Source organism: Streptomyces sp. NPDC102514 (assembly GCF_055584525.1).
Window position 1 is genome coordinate 102,351 of the sequence record NZ_JBVJLW010000022.1, and the last position, 21,749, is coordinate 124,099.

Sequence of the window (21,749 nt, forward strand, 5' to 3'; positions counted from 1 at the left end):
TCCTGATCACCCGGTGACACGGGCGTGCTCCGCCCGGTCCGCTCCGCTCGGTCCGCTCTCCTCGCCTGTTCGGTACTTACTCGGTACCGCCGTTCGGGCGCCCTGTCCACGGACGGGAAATTCGGTTGCGGCCGACCCACGGGAACGGGCCATCATGCCCGTGGACCACTCCCCGACCCGCCTCAGGAGCTCGCATGCGCCGATTCCTCGGAACCCCTCGCCCCCGTCGGACGATCGTTCTTGAGGACTCGACCACGCATGAACTCCTGGAACACCGCGCGTCTCTCGCGCACCCGCGACACCCGCACCCTGAACATCGGCATCCTGGCGCACGTCGACGCCGGTAAGACCAGCCTCACCGAGCGGCTGCTCTTCGACGCGGGCGTCATCGACCGGCTCGGCAGCGTCGACGCCGGCGACACCCGAACGGACGACGGCGCGATCGAACGGCAGCGCGGCATCACCATCCGCTCGGCCGTCGCCGCCTTCACCGCCAAGGGCGCCGACGTGGACGTGCACGCGGACATGCACGCGGACGTGGACGTGGGCCAAGCCGGGCACACCGCCGGTGACGTGCAGATCAACCTGATCGACACCCCGGGGCACTCCGACTTCATCGCGGAGGTCGAACGTGCCCTGGAGGTCCTCGACGGAGCGGTCCTGCTGCTGTCCGCCGTGGAGGGCGTGCAGGCCCAGACCCGGGTGCTGATGAAGACCCTGCGCCGGCTCCGGCTGCCGACGCTCGTCTTCGTGAACAAGATCGACCGCGCGGGCGCACGGGAGGAGGGCCTGCTGGACGACATCCGGCGCAGGCTGACGCCGCTCATCGTGCCGCTCACGGGGGTCCGCGACCTCGGCACCTCCCGCGCCAGGGTCGTACCGCGCCCCGTGGACGAGCCGCGTACGGCGGAGACGCTCGCCGACGCCGATCCCGGCATCCTGGCGGCCGTCGTGGACGGACCGCCGCCGACTCCGGACGAACTGCGCGCCGCGCTCGCCGCACGGACCGCCGACGGCTCCCTGCACCCGGTCCTCTTCGGCTCCGCGCTCGGCGGCCAGGGCATCACCGAACTCGTCGAGGCCGTGACCCGGTTGATCCCGGCGCCCGGCCCCGTGGAGGGAGCGGGTCTCGGAAAGGCGCTCGGCACGGTGGAGCCACGCGGCACGGTCTTCGCCGTACGCACCCGGCCCGACGGTGAGCGCACGGCCTATCTCCGCCTGTACGAGGGTGAGGTGACGCCTCGTCAGCGGCTCACCCTGCTGCGGCGCGAGGCGGACGGCAGGGAGCGGAAGGTGCCCGGCCGGGCTCTCGGCCTCGACGTCGTGGGCCGGCCGGGACCGCTCACCGCGGGCAACATCGCCGCGGTGACCGGCCTGCACGGCGTCCGGGTCGGCGACCGCCTCGGCCGGGTCCCGGACCGCGCCCCGCAGTTCGCCGCCCCCACCCTGGAGACCCTGGTCCGCGCCCGGGAGGCCGGACACGCGGCGGCGCTGCGCACCGCCCTGCTGGCCCTGGCCGACCAGGACCCGCTGCTGCACGCGCGCCCGGGGCCGTCCGGCAGCACCGCGCTGCTCCTGTACGGGGAGGTGCAGAAGGAGGTCATCGCCGCCACCCTCGCCCAGGACTTCGGCATCAAGGCCGAGTTCGAGCCGAGCCGGATCCGGTGCCTGGAGCGGCCGGTGGGCACCGGGGAGGCGTACGAGGAGGTCCGGCGGCACGGCCACACCGGGTTCTGGGCGACGGTCGGCCTTCGCGTCGGGCCCGGCCCGCACGGCAGCGGCACGGTCTTCGCGTACGAGACCGAACTCGGCGCCCTGCCCCGCGCGTTCCACCAGGCCGTCGAGGACACCGTGCACGCCACCCTGCTCGACGGCGGCCCGCACGGCTGGCCGGTGACGGACTGCAGGGTCACGCTCGTCCGCTCCGGCTACGTCGCGCCGCTCAGCACGGCGGGCGACTTCCGCGGGCTCACGCCGGTGGTGTTGCACCGCGCTCTGGAGCACGCGCACACACAGGTGTACGAGCCGTACCACTCCTTCGAGGCCGACCTGCCCCTCGACGCGCTCGCCCCCGTCACGGCCCGACTCGCCGCCTGCGGGACGGAGTTCGGCGAGACGACGGGCGGCGGCACCTCCTGGCTGGTCACGGGCCGGTTGCCCGCCCGGCACGTGCGCGACATGGAGCTGCGGCTGCCCGGTCTGACCCACGGCGAGGGCGTCTGGTGGTCACGCCCCTCGGGGGACCGTCCGGTCCGGTGACCGGCGACGGGCCGGGGCCGCGCGTCCGCACGCGACGGACGAAGACGAAGGGGCGCGCCAACACGCCTGTCTGGCCGGGCATTTGGCGGGCACAAGGAAGGAGGAAGGAGGACGGTCCACATGACGACGTCTCTTAAGCGCATGCCCGGATGGGCGAAGGTCGTGAGTGCCGTCGTGCTGGTTCTGGCAGTGCTCTTCGCCGGCCTTCGGTGGAGTCTGCTGCCCGGACTGGGCGACGTGTTCGGTGAGGAGACCCATGACCGGACGGGGCCCACGCTCCTCAAGTCCATCCAGGACATCAGCCGTTACGACGCCGCCTCGGGCAACTTCCAGGTGGTGGTGGATCTGGAGAAGGACACCAAGTATCTGCCGGACGCGGTCCGTGGCACCCGCACCCTGTACGTGGGCGCGGGCACCGTCGACTCCTATGTCGACCTCGGAAAGATCCGCGACAAGGATGTGCAGGTCAACGAGGACCGCACATCGGCCACGCTCAGGCTCCCGCACGCGGCCCTGGGCAAGCCGGCACTGGACCCCGACCACTCGTACGCCGTCTCCAAGCAGCGCGGTCTCCTCGACCGGCTCGGCGATGTGTTCTCGGACAACCCGAACGACGAGCGGGCCGTGCAGCGGCTCGCCGCCCGGCACATCGGTGACGCCGCGAAGGACAGCGAGCTGACCGCCCGCGCCGAGGAGAACACCACCAGCATGCTCAAGGGGCTGCTGGGCTCGCTCGGGTTCAAGGAGGTGCGTGTGACCTACGGGACCTGAGCCGTCCGAGCCCTCGATCAGGCGCCGTCCGCCAGGCCGGCGCCCCGTGCACGACCGCGCCCGCGAGCAGCCCCAAGTGCAGCTCGCGGGCGCATTCGCGTGTCCTGCCCGGATGCTCCCGACGGGCCGGATACAGCGGCATCTTCGACCGATCAAAGGGTATGCGGGTTCCACCACACCGCAGTCCCAAACTGGAGGGTTGCATGGCCCGCGAAGCGCTACGCCCCCGTACCGCCTTTGGTTTCCGCTCGGCGTCACGCTCGGGCCCCGACAAGACGGACTCCCGCGCCGCGAAGCCGCGTCTCCGCCTCGGCACGAAGAACGGGCGGCCGTCCTCGAAAGCACCCCGCAAACCGTCGTCCAAGCCGCCGCGCCCGTCGTCCTCGAAGGCGGTCCGCGAGCGGCGCCGGCCTCCCCTGGTCGTGCGCTTCCTCGTCGTCCTCATCGCCTTCGCCGCGATGGTGGCCTTCGCGGCCGTGCTGGCCAAGCTCACGCTCCAGCCGTCGCCGGCCTCCGAGGCGCTGACGCACAACAACATCCACCCGGGGCGCTCCCTGCGCGCCTATCTCGACCAGCCCGAGCTGCGGGACGCGGTCAAGCAGATCGGTGGCAACATCGTCCTCGGCATCCCCTTCGGCGTGCTGCTGCCGCTGCTGGTGCCCAAGGCGCGCGGCGTCCTGCGGGTGACCCTGCTGACCGCCCTGGCGATGCTGCTGGTCGAGGTGGTGCAGGGCACGTTCATCACCGGACGCGCCTTCGACATCGACGACGTCATCCTCAACACCTCCGGCGCCCTGATCGGATATCTGCTCCTCGGCCGGCGGATGAGCCGCGCCGTGCATCCGCGACGGCGGGAGCGCAAGGCGGCTGCGGCCTGAAGCAGCCAAGGGGCCGAGCCCGTAGAGGAGTTGGGGCCTTCCGGGGCTGAGGCGGGGCGTTCGCGGGGTGTGAACAGCTGGTCTGTACCAGAGTCTTGACGCACCCCTTACTTCACTTCTTAAATCAAGAGTCGAAGCGCGCACCCCCCACCTCAGTCGGCTCCTCCCCCACGGGGATCGCCGTACGGAAGGGAGACGTCGTGGACTCGCCACGCCTGCTCCGCAGATACCTCCTCGCCGCCCTGTCCGCCGCACTCCTCGCGTCCGTCGCGGTCGGACCCGCCCAGGCGGACCCGGCCCGGGCGGCACACGTCCAGGCGGACCCCGCTCCGAGCGCCGCCGCGGCGGTGACGTTCCAGGACACCTTCGACGGTGCCGCCGGTTCGGCCCCCAACTCCTCGAAGTGGCAGATCGAGACCGGCGACAACGTCAACAACCACGAGCGGCAGTACTACACGGCCGGCAACAACAACGCGAAGCTCGACGGCCAGGGTCACCTGGTCATCGAGGCCCGCCGCGAGAACCCGAACAACTACCAGTGCTGGTACGGGCGTTGCGAGTACACCTCGGCCCGGCTCAACACCTCCGGCAAGTTCACCACCACCTACGGACGGGTCGAGGCCCGGCTGAAGGTGCCCCGCGGGCAGGGCATGTGGCCGGCGTTCTGGATGCTGGGCAACGACATCGGACAGGTCGGCTGGCCCAACTCCGGTGAGATCGACATCATGGAGAACGTGGGCTTCGAGCCCGGAACCGTGCACGGCACCCTGCACGGCCCCGGCTACTCCGGCTCGGGCGGCATAGGCGCCGGCTACTCGCTGCCCGGCGGACAGGCCTTCGCCGACGCCTTCCACACCTTCGCGGTCGACTGGTCGCCCGAGCGGGTCACCTGGTCCGTGGACGGCACCGTCTACCAGACCCGCACCCCGGCCGACCTGGGCGGCAGGCAGTGGGTGTTCAACAAGCCGTTCTTCCTGATCCTCAACCTCGCGGTGGGCGGCTACTGGCCGGGCGACCCGGACGGTTCGACCCCCTTCCCCTCGCAGCTCGTCGTGGACGAGGTGAAGGTGACGACGGGTGACAGCTCCGGCGGCGGCTCGGCCATCAGGGGCCTCGCGGGCAAGTGCGTCGACGTGGCGGGCGCGAATCCCGCCAACGGCACGCCCGTCCAGCTCTACGACTGCAACGGCACCGCGGCCCAGCAGTGGAGCGTGGGCTCGGACGGCACCGTCCGCGCACTGGGCAAGTGCCTGGACGCCGCCGGGGGTGGCACGGCCGACGGCACGCCCGTCCAGCTCTGGGACTGCGCAGGCGTACCCGCCCAGCAGTGGGTCGTCAGCGGAGCTCGCGACATCGTGAATCCGCAGGCGAACAAGTGCCTGGACGTCACGGGCAACAACTCGGCCAACAGCACCCGGCTGCAGCTGTGGACCTGCACGGGTGCGGCCAACCAGAAGTGGACGGTCGGCTGAGAGGCGGACGTCCAGCAGCGGCAGAGCCAGGCCCGGGGATCGCCCGGCCTGGCTCTGCTCGTACGTACGACGCTTGCGCGTGGTCCGTGTGTCACGCGGCACGTCCGCCCCTGCCGGACGTGCCACTCCCCTCCTCGGGTCACGCGCGCTGCAAGATCAAAGTGCCCTTGTCGCCAGGGCCCCATGCACGGCCGTGTCCGCTTCCGCGGCCCGCCGATGCGCGGGGTCGCGCCACCCGCGACGGCTCACCACCGCGCGCACACCACAGCGCCACACGCCCCCCTCGGACTCCTCTGGCGCCTACGGCCCCTCCAGCCACTTCGGCCTCTCCGGCCTGTCGGAATTCACCCGGCCGCGCCGACGGCCGATCCACCGCTATCGCGGATGCCAGGTGAGCTTGTCCCCGCCGACCCAGCGGACCACGGCAGGATCATCGGCGTCGTGCACCGGGATGCCGTACGCCGCGGCGGCCACCAGGACGTCCGTGAAGCTCTTGGCCTCACCGATGACGGCGCCGTCGATCTCCACGATGCGGAAGGGCGGATCGCCGGGCTGCACGCCCAGGACCGTGATCCGCGGATACGAGATGTGAGGGCTGGCGATTTCAGTCATGATCCCACCGGTTCCACACGCGTGCCGCCGATAAGCCTGCCCGGGCGGCGGTGTCGGTCGTCGTGGCGCTCGGCGGCGACGGCGGCCGTGACTGTGGCTGCGTCCGTGGCCGTACGAGGTTCGTCTCTCATGGTGGCACAGGGCAGGCCGGTCGGCTGCCGTGCGGACCCGGCCCGGCTGGGCCACGCTTGATCCATGGACCCGGCCGAGGCGCTGGACCGTATCGCCTTCCTGCTGGAGCGGTCCCAGGCCCCCACCTATCGCGTACGGGCGTTCCGCACGGCGGCGGGCGTCGTCACGGAGCTGTCCGCCGACGAGGTGGCCCGGCGGGCGGCCGACGGGTCGCTGGAGTCCCTGAAGGGCATCGGGCCGAAGACCGCACAGGTGGTGCGCGAGGTGCTGGCCGGGCAGCCGCCCGGCTATCTGGAGAAGCTGGAGCAGGAGGCGGCGGAACCCCTCGTCCTGGGCGGCGAGGAGCTGGCGGCCCTGCTGCGCGGCGACTGCCATCTGCACTCGGACTGGTCGGACGGCGGCAGTCCCATCGAGGAGATGGGCCGTGCCGCGGCCCGCCTCGGGCACGAGTGGGCGGTCCTCACGGATCACTCGCCGCGTCTGACGGTGGCCCGCGGTCTGTCCCCCGAGCGGTTGCGGGAGCAGTTGGACGTGGTGGCGGAACTGAACGAGCGCTGGGCCCCCTTCCGGCTGCTCACCGGTATCGAGTGCGACATCCTCGACGACGGGTCGCTGGACCAGGAGCCGGAACTGCTGGACCGGCTCGACGTCGTCGTGGTGTCGGTGCACTCCAAGCTGCGGATGGACGCGACCGCGATGACCCGCCGGATGGTCGCCGCCGTACGGAATCCGCACGCGGACGTACTGGGGCACTGCACGGGGCGGCTGGTCACCGGGCGGGGGCGGCCGGAGTCGGAGTTCGACGCGGACGCCGTGTTCGCCGCCTGCGCCGAGACGGGCACGGCGGTCGAGATCAACAGCCGCCCCGAACGGCTCGATCCACCGCGGCGGCTGCTGCGCCGGGCGGTCGCGGCGGGCGTGCTGTTCTCCGTGGACACCGACGCGCACGCGCCGGGACAGCTCGGGTGGCAGGTGTACGGATGCGCGCGGGCCGAGGAGTGCGGGGTGCCTCCGGAGCGGGTGGTCACCACCTGGCCGGCGGAGGAACTGCTGGCCTGGACGCGGGATCGCATGACTCCCGCGGGCGTACGAGCCCCGTGACGCGGTACTGGGACACGTGGACGACGCACCACCGCGGCGAAGGGACGACGTATGGAGCGGGCAGCCGTATTCGATGTGGACGGCACTCTTGTCGACACCAACCATCTGCATGTGACGGCCTGGTGGGAGGCGTTCCGGCAGGCCGGGCACGATGTGTCGATGCACGACGTCCACCGGGCGGTGGGCCTCGGTTCCGACGACCTGATCGCGCATCTGCTGGGCGACGGACGGGACACCGGGCAGGACGACACGATCAGCGCCGCCCACAAGACCGTCTACGGCACGTACTTCGAGCGGCTGCGCCCGTTCCCCGGCGCCGGTGACCTGCTGCGGCGCCTCGACAGCGAGGGCTGGACGGTCGTGCTCGCCACCTCGGCCGGCGGGGCGGAACTGGCGGCACTCCGGCGGGCCGTCGACGCCGACGACGTCATCAGGGCGACGGCCAGTTCCGACGACGTGGACTCCGGGAAGCCCGCGCCCGATCCGGTGGGGCACGCACTTGAACTCGCCGGAGCCTCCGCCGAGCACTCGTTCTTCGTCGGTGACACGGTCTGGGACATGCGCGCGGGCACCAGAGCGGGTGTCCTGTGCGTGGGAGTGCTGTGCGGGGGCATCCCGCGCGCCGACCTGGAGAAGGCCGGGGCGACCTCCGTCTACCGGGATCCGGCCCATCTCCTGGCGTCGCTGTCCAAGAGCCCGCTGGCGACCGGAGGCTGACCGGCTCGTGACGCAGATCACGGTCTAGACCGCCCCGACCTGGGAACACCCGTCGGTAGTTTCCCGTTAAATCAGCTGTGGGTGCGGATGGGACAGTGTCCCCGGGCCTCACCTTCCGCCCACAGGGAAGATCGTTCGGCTGAAGCCCTGTGGAGCACACCGCCGAGAGGCGACCGCCATCCGTGGCCACCCACAGACGGCCCCGACCGCGATTCCCCCGTCCGGTCGGGGCCTTTCCCGTTCTCCGGGGGCGTCGCTTGACTTCGAGAGCGCTCCAATCCGTAGCGTCACCCGTATGACCACTGCACAGCACAAGATCGGTTCGGGCTTCGACCGGCACAGCACCGCGGACGACGTCCTCGCCGGCATCGACCTCACGGGCAGGCTGGCGATCGTCACCGGCGGCTACTCGGGGCTCGGCCTGGAGACGACCCGCGCGCTCAGCAAGGCGGGTGCCACGGTCGTCGTTCCCGCGCGGCGCCGGGCGGTCGCCGAGGAGGCGGTCGCCGGTATCGACGGCGTCGAGGTGGACGAGCTGGATCTCGGCGACCTGGAGAGCGTGCGCACGTTCGCCGACCGCTTCCTCGCCTCGGGCCGCACCGTCGACCTCGTCATCGACAACGCCGGGATCATGGCCTGCCCCGAGACCCGCGTCGGCCCCGGCTGGGAGGCGCAGTTCGCGACCAACCACCTGGGTCACTTCGCGCTGGTCAACCGGCTCTGGCCGGCGATCGCCCCGGGCGGCGCCCGGATCGTCTCCGTCTCCTCGACGGGCCACCACACCTCGGACATCCGCTGGGACGACCCGCACTGGAACCGCGGCGACTACGACAAGTGGGAGGCGTACGGACAGGCGAAGACGGCCAACGTCCTGTTCGCCGTGCAGCTCGACGCCCTGGGCAAGGACTCGGGCGTACGGGCCTTCGCGCTGCACCCGGGCGGCATCCTCACGCCTCTCCAGCGCCACCTCCCCCGGCAGGAGATGGTCGAGCGCGGCTGGATCGACGAGAACGGTGTGCCGCTGAACCCGGAGGGCTTCAAGTCCCCCGAGCAGGGAGCGGCCACCCAGGTGTGGGCGGCGACCTCTCCGCAGCTGTCCGGCATGGGCGGGGTGTACTGCGAGGACTGCGACATCGCCGAGATCGCCCCGGCCGACGGTACGCGGGTCGGCGTACGCGAGTACGCGATCGACCCGGCGTCCGCGGCCCGTCTGTGGGCCCTCTCGGCGGAACTCACGGGCGTCGACGCCTTCGCCTGAGACGTGGCCGCAGCAGCAGCGGCAGCGGCAGCGGCAGCGGCAGCGGCTCAACAGGGCGCCCCGCGGCGCGTTGCGGGCTCAGGCACGCGGGGCAGGCGCTCAGGCGGGAGACTCCTCAGGCTCCGGGTCCTCGGGGTGGACCGTGCTCGTGCCCGAATCGCCCTGCCGGCCGGTGCCCGCCTCGTCGGTGTCGGGGACGTCGGTGTCGGGTTTCGCCCGTACGCCGCCGTCCCCGTCCTCGTCCGGCCCCGACTCGGGCGGCGTGATGACGTCCCAGGGGTCCTCGCCCTCCTGCACCTGCTGGTCCGGCAGGTCCCGGGGTACGGGTCCTTCGCTCTCCTCGGGCGTCCTGGTCCCGTATTCGCTCACGGTGCGCTCCCCTCCTCGTCGGGCCGCGCGGGGCGGAAGTCCCCGGTCGGCCAGGGTGCGGGTACCTGCCGGGACCACCCGGCAAACCCGGGAGCCCCGGGCGTCAGTGCGGAGCGCGCTCCTCCAGGGCCGCGCGCCAGGCCGGTGGCGGGGTGTCCCCCGATCCCGGTCCCGTGCCCGGCCGACGGCCGCCGCGGGCGAAGAAGTCGGCCAGCGGAAGGATCGCCGCGCCGACCGTGACCGCGTCGGGCCCGAGGGCGCCGAGCTCGATGGTGACCCGCTCGGCCGGGTGGCGCAGCGCGTACGAGACGGCGTGGGCGCGGACGGCGGGCAGGAAGCGGGAGCCCAGCTGGAGTCCGGCCCAGCCGCCGATGAGGATGCGTTCGGGCTGGAAGAGGTTGATCAGGTCGGAGAGGCCCGCGCCCAGGTACTCGGCCGTCTCCTCCAGCACGGCCAGCGCCACGGGGTCGGGCGCGGCACCGGCGACGGCCGCGCCACCGGCGGACCCGCTGCCGCTCGCCCCACTGCCGGCCGCCGAACCGCTGACTGTGGCACCACCAGCAGCCCCACCAGCAGCTCCACCACCGGGAGTCCCCTCAGGCACAGCCCCACCACCGGCCGCACCACCGCCAGTCGCCCCACCAGCCGCTGCCGCACCATCGGCCGCCGAACCGACCGGGGACACTGACACTGACGCGGATGCGGATGCGGACGCGGACGCGCCGGGGCCCCTGGCCGCCGCGCCGCGCACCCCGCCCTCCGTCCCGCCCTCGACCGGATAGGCCGCCGCCAGCATGGCCGTGAGGGCCGTCTCCTCGTCGACGCCCTTGGGCGGCCGTCCCCCGGCCTCCTCCCAGCGTTGCAGCAGGGCCTCGGCCCCGGCGTACGCCTCCAGACAGCCGAGCGCACCGCAGCGGCAGCGGCGCCCCCTGACCCGTACCGTGAGGTGTCCCCATTCCACGGCCCGGCCCAGTTCCACGTCGTCCGAGACCAGGCTGGCGCCGACACCCGAGCCGAAGAGGACCACGACCGCGTTGCGCGCGCCGCGCCCCGCGCCGAACCACATCTCGGCCTGGCCGAGAGTCTTGGCGCCGTTGTCGGTGAAGTACGGGACGGAGTCGGGCAGTCCGCAGGCGGTACGGAGCAGGGACTCCAGCGGGACGGCGGGCCAGCCGATGGTCTGGCCGTGCACGACGGCGCCGTCCGCCGCGGTGCGTTCCACGATGCCGGGTACGCCGATGCCGACGCCCAGCAGTCGTTCGGGGGCGATGCCGGCGGTGGCCAGTACCTCGGCGACGCCGTCGCGGATGTGGCCGACGATGACGTCGACGTCGTACCTCTGGTGCTCCAACGGGCGTTCGGTGCGGGCGAGTTCGGTCAGTGACAGGTCGAAGAGCTCGACGCGGACGCGGGTCTCGCCGACGTCCACGCCGATCATGTGGCCGCTGGCGGGGGCGACCCGGAGCAGGGTGCGGGGCCGGCCGCCGTCGGAGTCGACGCTGCCCGCCTCCTCCACCAGGCCGTCGGCGACCAGCTCGGCGACGACGTTGCTGATGGAGCCGGAACTGAGCCCGGTGGCGGGCCCGAGTTCGAACCGGCTCATCGGTCCGTCGAAGTAGAGCCTCCTCAGCACGGCCGTGCGATTGCCTCGTCGCAGGTCACGTACCGTTCGCCCGTTCCGCCCCGCCATGTGTTCCCTTCCCGCCGTACCCCCGACCTGCAAGATACCGCTGCGCCAACCCTTGACGCGACTTTCTTACGGAGCTTAACTCACGTCCTAAATTAAGCCGTGAGGGTCGTTCGAGAAGTGAACGCACGACACCTCCTGCTTTCCCTCAGGAAGGGACGCCTGACGTCATGCGCAGAACCCGAGCCGCGGCCGCGAGCGCGGTCACTGTCTCCTTGCTGGCCGCCGTGACCGCGTGCGGCGGTGGCTCGTCGACGGACGGCGGGTCCAACGACTCGCCGAAGTCGCTCACCTACTGGGCCTCCAACCAGGGCCCGAGCATCGAGGCCGACAAGAAGATCCTCACTCCCGAGCTGAAGAAGTTCGAGAAGCAGACCGGCATCAAGGTCAAGCTGGAGGTCATCCCCTGGTCGGATCTCCTCAACCGCATCCTCGCCGCGACGACGTCGGGCCAGGGCCCGGACGTCCTCAACATCGGCAACACCTGGTCCGCCTCGCTCCAGGCGACCGGGGCCCTGCTGCCCTGGGACGCCAAGAACTTCGGGAAGATCGGCGGCAAGGACCGGTTCGTCGGGTCGGCGCTCGGTTCGGCGGGCGAGACCGGCTCCGATCCGGCGGCGGTCCCGCTGTACTCGATGGCGTACGCGCTCTACTACAACAAGAAGATGTTCGAGGACGCGGGGATATCCGGACCGCCCGCCACCTGGGACGATCTGGTCGCCGACGGGAAGAAGATCTCCAAGGACGACAAGTGGGCGCTGGGCGCCGAGGGTGCGAACCTCTCGGAGAACATCCACCACGTCTTCGTCTTCGCCAAGCAGCACGGCGCCGACTTCTTCGACGCCGAGGGCAAGCCCGACTTCACCTCCGACGGGGCCGTGGCGGCGGTCAAGCAGTACGTCGACCTGATGGGCAAGGACAAGGTCGTCGCGCCCGGCAACGCCGAGTACGCGCAGAACCAGTCCCTCCAGGACTTCGCCAAGGACAAGACGGCGATGGTGCTGTGGCAGACGGCGGCGGCCACGCTCAAGGCGCACGGCATGAGCGACGACGAGTGGGGCGTCGCGCCGGTACCGGTGCAGTCCGGCACCCCGGGCGCCGACACGGCCGTCAACTCGATGGTGGCGGGCATCAACATGGCCGTCTTCAAGAACACCGACAACATCGACGGCGCCCTGAAGTTCGTGAACTTCATGACGAGCGTGGACGAGCAGACGGTCCTCAACAAGACCTACGGGTCCATCCCGCCGGTCAAGGCGGCCCAGCAGGACCCCGCGTTCAACACGCCCGCCCTGAAGGTCATCCGGGACACGCTCGCCAAGAGCGCGGCCCCGCTGCCGCAGGTGGCGAACGAGTCGCAGTTCGAGACCGCGGTCGGCACGGCCGTCAAGGAGCTCTTCGCGGACGCGGCGGCCGGCCGGCCCGTGACGACGGCCTCGGTCAAGGAGAAGCTCGACGAGGCCCAGCAGCAGATGCCGAAGAAGTGAGCGTTCGATGACCGTGACCGCCGAGCCCGCGGTCGGTAAGGAAGCACCGCCCGGTGCGACGGCGCCTGCCCCGCGCCGCCGCACCGGGCGGGTACGCCGGATCGCCCTGCCGTATCTGCTCCTGCTGCCCGCCCTGCTGCTCGAACTCCTCGTCCATCTGGTGCCGATGGTGATCGGCATCGTCATGAGCTTCAAGGAGCTCACGCAGTTCTACATCCGCGACTGGGGCGCCGCGCCCTGGGCGGGCTTCGACAACTACAGCCTGTCCGTGGACTTCGACGCGCCCATCGGCAAGGCGCTGCTCCACTCGTTCTTCGTCACCTGCGCGTTCACCGTGCTCTCCGTCGGCCTGTGCTGGCTGCTCGGCACGACGGCCGCGGTGTACATGCAGGAGAACTTCCGCGGCCGGGGCTTCCTGCGGGCCGTCTTCCTCGTCCCGTACGCGCTTCCGGTGTACGCGGCCGTCATCACCTGGGCCTTCATGTTCCAGCGGGACAACGGCCTGGTGAACCATGTGCTGCACGACCAGCTGGGCCTCACCGACAGCCCGTCCTTCTGGCTGATCGGCGACAACAGCTTCGTCGCGCTGCTCGTCGTGTCGGTGTGGAAGGGCTGGCCGTTCGCCTTCCTCATCGTGATGGCGGGCCTGCAGAACATCCCCAAGGAGCTGTACGAGGCGGCGTCGATCGACGGGGCCGGGATGCTGCAGCAGCTGCGCCGCATCACGCTGCCGTCGCTGCGCCCGGTCAACCAGGTGCTGGTTCTCGTGCTCTTCCTGTGGACGTTCAACGACTTCAACACGCCGTACGTGCTGTTCGGCAAGGCGGCGCCGGAAGCGGCCGACCTGATCTCGATCCACATCTACCAGTCGTCGTTCGTGACGTGGAACTTCGGGACGGGATCCGCGATGTCCGTGCTGCTTCTGCTGTTCCTGCTGGTCGTGACGGGTGTCTATCTCGCCCTGACCTCACGCGGACGGAGGGCGGCCGATGTCTAGGACCACCACGGCGGCGCGGCCCGGGAAGCCGGTGGGGGCGCGGCGGTCACCGATGGCCGCACCCAGGTCCTTCGTGTGGTCGCGGCGGATCTTCCTCACGCTGCTCACCGGTTTCGTGCTGCTGCCCGTGTACGTGATGCTGTCCAGTTCGCTGAAGCCGCTGGAGGACGTGTCGGGCGAGTTCCGCTGGCTGCCCAGCGGGCTGACGATCCGCCCGTACATCGACATCTGGTCGACGGTCCCGCTGGCGAAGTACTTCGTCAATTCGCTGATCGTGGCGGGTGCGGCGACGGTCCTCTCGGTGGTGATCGCGATCTTCGCCGCGTACGGCGTGAGCCGCTACCGCTTCCGCGGGAAGCGCCTGTTCACCGTGACCGTGCTGTCCACGCAGATGTTCCCCGGGATCCTGTTCCTGCTCCCGCTGTTCCTCATCTACGTGAACATCGGCAACGCCACCGGTATCGCGCTCTTCGGCTCGCGGATCGGTCTGATCCTCACCTATCTGACGTTCTCGCTGCCGTTCTCGATCTGGATGCTGATCGGGTACTTCGAGTCGGTGCCGCGCGACCTGGACGAGGCGGCGATGGTGGACGGCAACGGGCCGCTCGGCGCGCTCTTCAGAGTCGTCGTACCCGCCGCGGTGCCGGGGATCGTCGCCGTCGCCGTGTACGCGTTCATGACGGCGTGGGGCGAGGTGCTGTTCGCGTCGGTGATGACCAACGACACCACCCGCACGCTCGCCGTCGGCCTCCAGGGCTACGCCACGCAGAACGACGTGTACTGGAACCAGGTCATGGCCGCCTCACTCGTGGTGAGCGTGCCCGTGGTCGCCGGGTTCCTGCTCCTCCAGCGCTATCTGGTCGCCGGACTCACCGCCGGGGCCGTCAAGTGACCACCACCCGCACGTCAGTCGACTCCCCCCGTTCCGAGAGGACTTCTGTGACCATCGATCTCGCCGCACTCCCCCAGGACTTCGTGTGGGGCACGGCCACCTCGGCGTACCAGATCGAAGGTGCCGTGGCCGAGGACGGCCGTTCGCCCTCCATCTGGGACACCTTCTCGCACACACCGGGGAAGGTGGACGGCGACGACCACGGCGATGTCGCCTGCGACCACTACCACCGGTGGCGCGAGGACATCGCCCTGATGAAGGAGCTGGGCACCAACGCGTACCGGCTGTCGATCGCCTGGCCACGGGTGGTACCGGGCGGCGACGGTCCCGCGAACGCCAAGGGGCTCGATTTCTACGACGCGTTGATCGACGGTCTGCTGAAGGCCGGCATCACCCCGTCGGTCACCCTGTACCACTGGGACCTTCCGCAGGTGCTCCAGGACCGGGGCGGCTGGACCGAGCGCGACACGGCACACCACCTCGCGTCGTACGCGACGGTCGTGGCCGAGCGCCTCGGCGACCGCGTCCAGCACTGGACGACCCTCAACGAGCCGCTGTGCTCGGCGTGGATCGGCCATCTGGAGGGCCGGATGGCCCCGGGCCTGACCGACCTCACGGCGGCGGTCCGCGCGTCCTACCACCTGCTCCTGGGCCACGGGCTCGCCACCCAGGCGATCCGCGCCGCGGCCCCCGGCGCCCAGGTCGGCATCGTCAACAACCTGTCCTACATCGAGGCCGCCACCGAGCGCCCCGAGGACATCGCGGCGGCCCGGCGCATGGACGGCCACACCAACCGCTGGTGGCTCGACCCGGTCCACGGCCGCGGCTTCCCGGCGGACATGCGCGAGGTGTACGGGGTCGAACTCCCGGAGCAGGAAGGCGACTTGGCGGTCATGGCCCAGCCGCTGGACTGGCTGGGGCTCAACTACTACTTCCCGTCGGCCATCGAGGACGACCCGACGGGCCCGGCCCCGTACGCCGCCGCCGTCCGCCGTCACGGTGTGCCGCGCACGGCCATGGACTGGGAGATCGACGCGGCCGGCATCGAGAACCTGCTGCTGCGCCTCACGGACGAGTACGGCGCCCGGAAGCTGTACGTCACCGAGAACGGCTCGGCCTACCCGGACGTCGTACGCCCCGACGGCACGGTCCACGATCCCGAGCGCGTCCAGTACCTCGAACAGCACCTGGCGGCCTGCGCCTCGGCGGCTCGCAAGGGCGCTCCGCTTGCGGGCTATTACGCCTGGTCGCTGCTGGACAACTTCGAGTGGGCGTACGGCTACGACAAGCGCTTCGGCCTGGTCCACGTCGACTACCGGACGCAGCGGCGCACGGTGAAGGGGAGCGGGCGCCGGTACGCCGAGATCGTCCGGGAGCACGGCGGGATGCAGCGCAAGGCCGCGTGACGTCTACCGGGTCAACTCGTCGAGCGCCGCGACGAGTTCCGGGGCCACCGCGTCCCGGAGCCAGGTGTCGTGCTCGGCCCCCATCGCCCGGGGGACCGTCTCGGTGAGCATGATCAGGTAGAGGTAGGAACGATAGAGGGCGAGACGGCGGCGGGCCGGGTCGGTGAACTCGGCCCGCCCGCCTCCCTCCTGATAGCCCACCAGGAAATCGCGGTCCTTCTCGATGTCGTCGAGCAGGGCCAGGGACACGAAGTCCGCCAGGGGGTCGCCCCAGAACATCCGCTCGCCGTCGATGAGCCCGCCGATGCGGGGTTCGCCGCGACCGGCGGCGGGGTGTTCGACGAGGATGTTCCCCCGCCACAGGTCGAAGGGGACCAGTCGCGGGACGGTCACTTCGTCCAGGGCGTCGTACGCGGAGGCGGCCGTGCGGGCGATCTCGTCCAGCGGGCGGGGCAGCCAGGGCTCGTACCGGCGGGCGTCGTCCAGGACGGCGGCGTACATGACGGTGAAGGCGGTTCGCCAGTCGGCGGACAGGGGGCCGAGTGCGCCGGACGGGTACCCGAATCCGGGGCCGGTCACTTCATGCAACCGGGCCGTCAGCGCTCCCAACTCGGCGCGCAGGGAGGCCTGTTCGTCCGACGTGAAACGGTCGTCCCACATGTCGCCCGGGCAGGCGGTCATCAGGAGGTGACGGCCGGTCGGTGCGGACACCACGTGTGGGGCGGGCACGTCGGCCGTGGCGGCGGCGCGGTAGAACTCCGCCTCGGAGACGAGGAGTTCGCGCTCGTGGCTCAGGGCGGGGGCATCGGGTGGGGGTGGGGTCTTCAGCACGTACCGGGTGCCGTCGGTGAGGAGCAGTTCCTCGACGGTGTTGTACGTGCCACCGGTGAGGGAGCGACACCGTTCGAGGTCGCTCGCCGGGATCCCGGCCGCCTCCAGAACCGACCTGGCTCGTTCGTCCGGCATACCACCCCACCCGTCCCGTCAGCGTGTTCGTGCGCCGGCCCCAGCGTATGTGCCGCTGCCCGCGCGATCAGGACAACGGCCGTGCACCGGCCGGTTCGACGCGCGCCTAAAAGATTGCGCAGTTCCCCGCGCCCCTAAAAGGCCACGCCCACCACGGAGCGCACCCGGCACCCCCCTAGGGGCGCGGGGAACTGCGCAATCTTTCGGCTTTGCCCTACGGCGGCGCAGGGAACAGCGCAGTCTTTCGGCTTTGACCTTCGCGGGCGCGGGGAACGGGGAACGGGGCAGTCTTTCGGCTTTGGGGGCGCGGGGAACTGCGCAGTCTTTTAGGGGCGCGGGGAACTGCGCGGCCGGCCACAACGGGCCCGCACCGACCCCGCAACGCCCACCCCACAACCCCGTACATGCGAACCGCATAAGCTCCCCGCATGGAACAGAGCGAGATCATCCTCCGAGCGATCGGCGTCCTGACCGAGACTCAGGAAATGGTGCGCAGGCTCAACGAGGACACCGAGGTGGACATCGATGCCGGCGAGGCCCAACTCGGCAGGCTGGTGACGGAAGTCTTCCCCTCCGTGGAGGTCCCCGGCGACGCCACCCCCGCCGAGGCGGGCCAGGCGGTCATCGACGCCCTGATGCCCGCCGCGATCTCCCTCGTCGGCGCCTTCGCCTTCCTCTTCTCGGAGCTCGCCGACGTCCACGACACGGAACGCACCGAGATCAAGAGCACCGATCTCCTGCGCACCCTCGCCCTGCGCCTGTCCAACACGGACGCGAACGGCGGCCCCGACCCGGACCTGGACGACGACGTGTAGCACGTCTGCCGTCACCCTCCACAAAAACACAGTGGCTCTCCATGGATCGGCTACGTAGCCTAGGCCATAACCTAGTGACCCTAGGTTCAGCTTTCGCGCCGCCCCGATCCATCAGGAGACCCCCGTCATGAAGCCGCTCACCGAGCAGGAGATCCGCAGTTCGTTCGTCAACTGCTCCAAGGGAGAGGCCAAGCGCCTGTTCGTGCCGCACGATCTGGCGGACCGGCCGTGGGACGATCTGGACTTCCTGGGCTGGCGCGACCCCGGGGCACCCGACCGCAGTCACCTGGTGACCGAGCGGTCGGGCGGCCCCGTCGGTGTGACCCTGCGCTCCCCCTCGCAGCAGCGCGGCTTCATGCACCGCAGCATGTGCTCGCTGTGCCTGACCACCCACCCGGGAAACGGCGTCTCCCTGATGACGGCCCGCAAGGTGGGCCCGGCCGGCCGCGAGGGCAACTCGGTGGGGGTCTACATCTGCGCCGACCTCGCCTGTTCGCTGTACGTACGCGGCAAGAAGCTGCCCGGCCCCGGCGCGCGCTTCGAGGAGAGCCTCACCGTGGAGGAGCAGGTCGCCCGCATGAACGGCCGGTTGTCGTCCTTTCTGGACCGCCTCCACTCCTGATCCGCTCCCGCCGCGCTCCTGACCGACCGGACGGTAGGAAGCATCGTCGGAGCCGACCCCTCCGTTCGCGTTCGATGCGGCCGTCGAACGGGAAGTGGCCAGGGATGCGAGATGTACGTGAAGTGTGGGCCGCCGGCAGCGCCCAGGTGACCAAGTGGCGGCAGCAGCCCGTGATCGTCCAGACGGTCCGGGCGGCGGCGGCCGCGACCGTGGCCTACGTGGTCGCTCTGCGCTTCAGCCCCGAGGCCGCGCCGCTCACCGCTCCCCTGACCGCGCTCCTCGTCGTCCAGGTCACCCTCTACGCCACCCTCACCACCGGCATCCGACGGGTGAACGCCGTCGTCGCCGGCGTCCTCGTCGCCATCGGTTTCAGCGCCCTGGTGGGGCTGACCTGGTGGAGCCTCGGACTGCTCATCCTGGCCGCGCTGGCCGTCGGACACCTGGTGCGGGTCAGCGAGTTCGTGCCCGAGGTGGCGATCAGCGCCATGCTGGTCCTCGGCGTCACCCGGGTCGGCGACACGGCCTGGGCGCGGATCCTGGAGACGGTGATCGGTGCCGTGGTCGGCCTCGGCTGCAATCTGCTGTTCGCTCCCCCGGTGTGGGTCGGCGCCGCCGGTGAGTCCATCGAGGATCTGGCGCGCCGGATGCGGCGGTTGATGCTGCGCGTCGGCGACGAGGCCGCGGGCCGTACCCAGGTGGCCGCCGCGACCGAGAGCCTCCACGAGGCGCGGCAGCTCGACCACGACATCGTCGACGTGGACGCGGCCCTCAAACAGGCCGAGGACAGCCTGCGGCTCAATCCCCGTGTACGGGAGGGCCTGTTGCACCGGGTCGTCCTGCGCACCGGGCTCGACACGCTGGAGATCTGCACGGTGGTCCTGCGGGTGCTCACGCGTACCCTCACCGACCTCGCCAAGGAACGCACCCCCGAGCCGCTCTTCGAGTCGCACATCGGGACGGTCTTCGAGCGGCTCCTGTCCGAGGTCGGTGACGCCGTGGTCAGCTTCGCCGTGCTGGTCACCACCGACGTCAGCCGCAGCGCCGAGTCGGCGGAGGCCCGGCTCGCCCACGAACTCACCGCCGCGACGGCCACCCGCGACAAGCTGGCCCAGCTCCTCCTGGAGGAGGTGCAGCGGGACGCGCGCCAGTGGCAGTTGTACGGGGCCGTGGTCACCGAGGTCACGCGGATGCTCGACGAACTCGACATGGAGCACCGCTCCCGCCGTCTGCTGGAGGAACTGGACCGCTGTACGCGCGAACAGCGTGAGCGCATGCCCCGGCTGGACCGTCTCCGCCGACGTCTGCGCCGCGCGCGCCGGAACCGCGGGGCCCCCTCGACTCGTACTACGTGATGTACCGGCACCGCCCCGGCAGGGCGACCTGTCCGCGGGGCGGCACATGACGACAGAGGGAGTGCGGATGGCCGACGGCACCGTCCGGATCGACGGGAACTCGCTGCTTCTGGCGGGTGGTGTGCGGGTTCGGTTCATCCGTACCCTGCGCCTGCCCGAGACGGGCACGCACGCGCTGCCTCCGGGGCTCGGCGAGTTCCCGCTGCGGCGCGTGGAGGACCACCCGGAGACGGTGCCCGCCGAGTGGCTGGCCCGCGGCGGGGTGATGCTGCCGGTCTATCTGCGCGAGGCGATGTGGCTGAGCTTCGGCGCCGCGGAACCGGCGGCCCTCCAGGTGGGCGCGGGCAAGGTGTGCGCGGTGTCCGGCAGGCCGTGGAGCCCCCGGCCGGGCCGGGATCCGCAGAACTACGTGGTGCTGCCCCGCCAGCCGTGGCTCGACGGCATCAACTCCGGCAAGGGCACGGTCCGTCAGTTCGTGGCGGTGCCGCTCGGGCTGGGCGCGACGGTCGAGGGCCAGGTGACCGGCGAGGAGGTGTGGGGCGGCGTACAGCTCCAGTCGTTCCCGCTGACCGACACCGCGCTGCACGCGTGGCGGGAGGAGCAGCGCCGGCTGGCGGAGGAGACGGTACGCAGGCGGGCCCGGGCGGCGTCGGGCGGCTACGGCGCCCCGGCGCCGATGTCCGCGCCCGGCGGCATGCCGCAGCCGGCCGGTGCGATGCCTGCGGCCCCGGCGGCAGCCGCGCCCCGCGCCTCGGGGGCGATGGGTCTCGGCGTCGGCGGTTCGATGCGCCAGGAGGTCTACAGGGACGACCGCCCGCTGTCGGACTGGTCGACCACCGCGTCCGGGCGGGTCTTCGTCCATCTCGTGACGCCGCCGGAGTGGCGGCGCATCACGGGCGAGGCTCCCCCGCCGTCACCCGTCGACCGTGCGGTCTACACCCGTGCCGGGCTGCCCTGGTTCGACTACTACGACCAGGACGCCACGGATCTCGACCCCACGGACGAACTCGGCGCGGTCAAGCCGGTCGGCGACTGGCTCGGCGACGACCACACGCCGTGGCAGCCGCCGTCGCCGGGTCAGGTGAAGCCGCTGGGCGACGCGCCGGGCAAGCCGGTTGGTGACGGGGACTGGTGAGCCCGGCTCCGGTCCGCCCGGGGCGCGTTCTCGTCACCCGCCGCCCGCTGGTCGCCCTGCGGTCGGGTCGGCTCTTCGGGTCAGCCCTCGCTCTCCGTGCGCTGCCGCTGCAGCGGACGGGGGCAGCTCGCGCCGCTCGCCTGCGTGAGCAGGATGTGCATGCGCTCGGTGAGCTGCCCGACGTCGTCCGCGGGCCGGTGGAAGGGCAGTCGTACGTCGCCGTGGCCGCGGACGCGCTCGATGCGCAGCGTCAGCCCGTGCCGGTCGACGGCGAGCGGCTGCACCCGGACGGCGCCGTGCAGGCAGTCCGGTTCGACGAGCCGGGTCAGCCGCTCGACGGCGTCCGGGTGCGAATCGGCGAGGTGGGTGAGCAGTTGGGCCTCCGCGAGGGCCAGTGGGTCGGGCTCGGCGGCGGCGTACTCGTCGAGGTCGACGACGACCGCCCCGCCGGGCTCGCGCAGCACGGCGCGGGTCGGGTGGAACGTCAGGTGGTCGTCCTCGGGCGCGAACCAGCCCGCCATCCACAGGCGCGAGCGGATACGGTTGCGTACCGGGACGGGCGCCACGTCGGCGAACTCCAGTACGGCGGACGGCTCTCCGCGGGGCGCGCAGATCGCGGCCGTGGTGAGCACGCTGTCGTCGGGCAGATGCAGCAGCACCCGGCCGTCCTCCGCGACGGTGTGTACGCCGATGAACTCCTCCCGACCGCCTTCCGCGGTCACCGCGCAGGACCACGCCGCGGCGAGCACCGAGCGGGCACGTTGTGCCGTGGCCGGTGCGGCCGTCCAGCTGTGACGGTCACCCATCCCAAACCCTCCCTT

General features: G+C 71.3%; 20 protein-coding genes. 15 read left to right on the plus strand and 5 right to left on the minus strand.

The window, feature by feature from the left end:
- The first annotated feature begins 258 nt into the window (after positions 1-258).
- From otr(A) to ACZ60E_RS39535, 4 genes are all read left to right on the plus strand, one after another.
- The gene (otr(A), locus tag ACZ60E_RS39520) at positions 259-2,259 is read left to right on the plus strand and encodes a tetracycline resistance ribosomal protection protein Otr(A) (RefSeq protein WP_469446920.1); all 2,001 of its coding nucleotides are present in this window, start codon (positions 259-261) and stop codon (positions 2,257-2,259) included.
- Between the two features lie 120 nt (positions 2,260-2,379).
- Positions 2,380-3,030: a DUF4230 domain-containing protein gene (locus tag ACZ60E_RS39525; protein ID WP_384802045.1), complete on the plus strand. Its 651-nt coding sequence runs from the start codon at positions 2,380-2,382 to the stop codon at positions 3,028-3,030.
- A 203-nt stretch (positions 3,031-3,233) separates the two neighbouring features.
- The gene (locus ACZ60E_RS39530; RefSeq protein WP_384802048.1) at positions 3,234-3,908 is read left to right on the plus strand and encodes a VanZ family protein; all 675 of its coding nucleotides are present in this window, start codon (positions 3,234-3,236) and stop codon (positions 3,906-3,908) included.
- 200 nt (positions 3,909-4,108) lie between these two features.
- Entirely contained in the window at positions 4,109-5,380 is a 1,272-nt protein-coding gene (locus ACZ60E_RS39535) for an RICIN domain-containing protein (protein WP_469446921.1), read from the plus strand.
- Between the two features lie 375 nt (positions 5,381-5,755).
- Here the strand turns inward: ACZ60E_RS39535 and ACZ60E_RS39540 are convergent, their stop codons facing one another.
- On the minus strand, positions 5,756-5,992 hold the full coding sequence (locus ACZ60E_RS39540; RefSeq protein ID WP_210886817.1) for a hypothetical protein: 237 nt from the start codon (positions 5,990-5,992) through the stop codon (positions 5,756-5,758).
- A 195-nt stretch (positions 5,993-6,187) separates the two neighbouring features.
- Between ACZ60E_RS39540 and ACZ60E_RS39545 the strand changes: the two genes are divergently transcribed.
- From ACZ60E_RS39545 to ACZ60E_RS39555, 3 genes are all read left to right on the plus strand, one after another.
- Positions 6,188-7,225, plus strand: coding sequence for a PHP domain-containing protein (locus ACZ60E_RS39545; protein WP_469446923.1), 1,038 nt, complete (start codon positions 6,188-6,190; stop codon positions 7,223-7,225).
- Between the two features lie 51 nt (positions 7,226-7,276).
- Positions 7,277-7,942: an HAD family hydrolase gene (locus ACZ60E_RS39550; protein ID WP_469446924.1), complete on the plus strand. Its 666-nt coding sequence runs from the start codon at positions 7,277-7,279 to the stop codon at positions 7,940-7,942.
- 295 nt (positions 7,943-8,237) lie between these two features.
- Positions 8,238-9,200: an SDR family NAD(P)-dependent oxidoreductase gene (locus tag ACZ60E_RS39555; protein WP_469446926.1), complete on the plus strand. Its 963-nt coding sequence runs from the start codon at positions 8,238-8,240 to the stop codon at positions 9,198-9,200.
- Between the two features lie 99 nt (positions 9,201-9,299).
- Here ACZ60E_RS39555 and ACZ60E_RS39560 read toward each other — a convergent pair whose 3' ends face one another.
- Complete coding sequence (locus ACZ60E_RS39560; protein WP_384802063.1) at positions 9,300-9,569, minus strand: hypothetical protein; 270 nt, start codon at positions 9,567-9,569, stop codon at positions 9,300-9,302.
- 103 nt (positions 9,570-9,672) lie between these two features.
- A complete protein-coding gene (locus ACZ60E_RS39565) occupies positions 9,673-11,259 on the minus strand; it encodes an ROK family protein (protein ID WP_469446927.1) in 1,587 nt (528 codons plus the stop codon).
- A 167-nt stretch (positions 11,260-11,426) separates the two neighbouring features.
- Between ACZ60E_RS39565 and ACZ60E_RS39570 the strand changes: the two genes are divergently transcribed.
- Genes ACZ60E_RS39570 through ACZ60E_RS39585 form a run of 4 tightly spaced genes read left to right on the plus strand, consistent with a single transcriptional unit; the run spans position 11,427 to position 16,038 of the window.
- Positions 11,427-12,743, plus strand: coding sequence for an ABC transporter substrate-binding protein (locus ACZ60E_RS39570; RefSeq protein WP_453794986.1), 1,317 nt, complete (start codon positions 11,427-11,429; stop codon positions 12,741-12,743).
- Between the two features lie 7 nt (positions 12,744-12,750).
- The gene (locus tag ACZ60E_RS39575) at positions 12,751-13,740 is read left to right on the plus strand and encodes a carbohydrate ABC transporter permease (protein WP_384802072.1); all 990 of its coding nucleotides are present in this window, start codon (positions 12,751-12,753) and stop codon (positions 13,738-13,740) included.
- The gene (locus ACZ60E_RS39580; protein WP_384802075.1) at positions 13,733-14,632 is read left to right on the plus strand and encodes a carbohydrate ABC transporter permease; all 900 of its coding nucleotides are present in this window, start codon (positions 13,733-13,735) and stop codon (positions 14,630-14,632) included. The genes ACZ60E_RS39575 and ACZ60E_RS39580 overlap by 8 nt, the downstream gene beginning before the upstream one ends.
- A gap of 47 nt (positions 14,633-14,679) precedes the next feature.
- Positions 14,680-16,038: a GH1 family beta-glucosidase gene (locus ACZ60E_RS39585; RefSeq protein ID WP_469446930.1), complete on the plus strand. Its 1,359-nt coding sequence runs from the start codon at positions 14,680-14,682 to the stop codon at positions 16,036-16,038.
- A gap of 3 nt (positions 16,039-16,041) precedes the next feature.
- On the opposite strand, the gene ACZ60E_RS39590 is transcribed toward ACZ60E_RS39585, so the two are convergent.
- Positions 16,042-17,004: a phosphotransferase family protein gene (locus tag ACZ60E_RS39590; protein WP_469446932.1), complete on the minus strand. Its 963-nt coding sequence runs from the start codon at positions 17,002-17,004 to the stop codon at positions 16,042-16,044.
- A gap of 428 nt (positions 17,005-17,432) precedes the next feature.
- Here ACZ60E_RS39590 and ACZ60E_RS39595 point away from each other — a divergent pair, with 428 nt between their 5' ends.
- The 4 genes from ACZ60E_RS39595 (at position 17,433) to ACZ60E_RS39610 (ending at position 20,928) form a co-directional block, all read left to right on the plus strand.
- Positions 17,433-17,819: a hypothetical protein gene (locus ACZ60E_RS39595; protein WP_384802084.1), complete on the plus strand. Its 387-nt coding sequence runs from the start codon at positions 17,433-17,435 to the stop codon at positions 17,817-17,819.
- Between the two features lie 127 nt (positions 17,820-17,946).
- Complete coding sequence (locus ACZ60E_RS39600; RefSeq protein WP_469446933.1) at positions 17,947-18,441, plus strand: FBP domain-containing protein; 495 nt, start codon at positions 17,947-17,949, stop codon at positions 18,439-18,441.
- A 104-nt stretch (positions 18,442-18,545) separates the two neighbouring features.
- A complete protein-coding gene (locus ACZ60E_RS39605; RefSeq protein WP_384802090.1) occupies positions 18,546-19,793 on the plus strand; it encodes an FUSC family protein in 1,248 nt (415 codons plus the stop codon).
- A gap of 67 nt (positions 19,794-19,860) precedes the next feature.
- A complete protein-coding gene (locus ACZ60E_RS39610) occupies positions 19,861-20,928 on the plus strand; it encodes a hypothetical protein (protein WP_469446972.1) in 1,068 nt (355 codons plus the stop codon).
- A gap of 80 nt (positions 20,929-21,008) precedes the next feature.
- On the opposite strand, the gene ACZ60E_RS39615 is transcribed toward ACZ60E_RS39610, so the two are convergent.
- On the minus strand, positions 21,009-21,734 hold the full coding sequence (locus ACZ60E_RS39615) for a DUF2470 domain-containing protein (protein ID WP_384802096.1): 726 nt from the start codon (positions 21,732-21,734) through the stop codon (positions 21,009-21,011).
- Positions 21,735-21,749: the final 15 nt, after the last annotated feature.

Bases quoted from the DNA above. Each gene is read 5' to 3' on its own strand.
- ACZ60E_RS39575 (WP_384802072.1), top strand. From the start codon at position 12,751: ATGACCGTGACCGCCGAGCCCGCGGTCGGTAAGGAAGCACCGCCCGGT.
- ACZ60E_RS39610 (WP_469446972.1), top strand. From the start codon at position 19,861: ATGGCCGACGGCACCGTCCGGATCGACGGGAACTCGCTGCTTCTGGCG.
- ACZ60E_RS39530 (WP_384802048.1), top strand. From the start codon at position 3,234: ATGGCCCGCGAAGCGCTACGCCCCCGTACCGCCTTTGGTTTCCGCTCG.
- ACZ60E_RS39545 (WP_469446923.1), top strand. From the start codon at position 6,188: ATGGACCCGGCCGAGGCGCTGGACCGTATCGCCTTCCTGCTGGAGCGG.
- ACZ60E_RS39550 (WP_469446924.1), top strand. From the start codon at position 7,277: ATGGAGCGGGCAGCCGTATTCGATGTGGACGGCACTCTTGTCGACACC.
- ACZ60E_RS39555 (WP_469446926.1), top strand. From the start codon at position 8,238: ATGACCACTGCACAGCACAAGATCGGTTCGGGCTTCGACCGGCACAGC.
- ACZ60E_RS39570 (WP_453794986.1), top strand. From the start codon at position 11,427: ATGCGCAGAACCCGAGCCGCGGCCGCGAGCGCGGTCACTGTCTCCTTG.
- ACZ60E_RS39540 (WP_210886817.1), bottom strand. From the start codon at position 5,992: ATGACTGAAATCGCCAGCCCTCACATCTCGTATCCGCGGATCACGGTC.
- ACZ60E_RS39525 (WP_384802045.1), top strand. From the start codon at position 2,380: ATGACGACGTCTCTTAAGCGCATGCCCGGATGGGCGAAGGTCGTGAGT.
- ACZ60E_RS39615 (WP_384802096.1), bottom strand. From the start codon at position 21,734: ATGGGTGACCGTCACAGCTGGACGGCCGCACCGGCCACGGCACAACGT.
- ACZ60E_RS39605 (WP_384802090.1), top strand. From the start codon at position 18,546: ATGCGAGATGTACGTGAAGTGTGGGCCGCCGGCAGCGCCCAGGTGACC.
- ACZ60E_RS39580 (WP_384802075.1), top strand. From the start codon at position 13,733: ATGTCTAGGACCACCACGGCGGCGCGGCCCGGGAAGCCGGTGGGGGCG.
- ACZ60E_RS39600 (WP_469446933.1), top strand. From the start codon at position 17,947: ATGAAGCCGCTCACCGAGCAGGAGATCCGCAGTTCGTTCGTCAACTGC.
- ACZ60E_RS39590 (WP_469446932.1), bottom strand. From the start codon at position 17,004: ATGCCGGACGAACGAGCCAGGTCGGTTCTGGAGGCGGCCGGGATCCCG.
- ACZ60E_RS39595 (WP_384802084.1), top strand. From the start codon at position 17,433: ATGGAACAGAGCGAGATCATCCTCCGAGCGATCGGCGTCCTGACCGAG.
- ACZ60E_RS39565 (WP_469446927.1), bottom strand. From the start codon at position 11,259: ATGGCGGGGCGGAACGGGCGAACGGTACGTGACCTGCGACGAGGCAAT.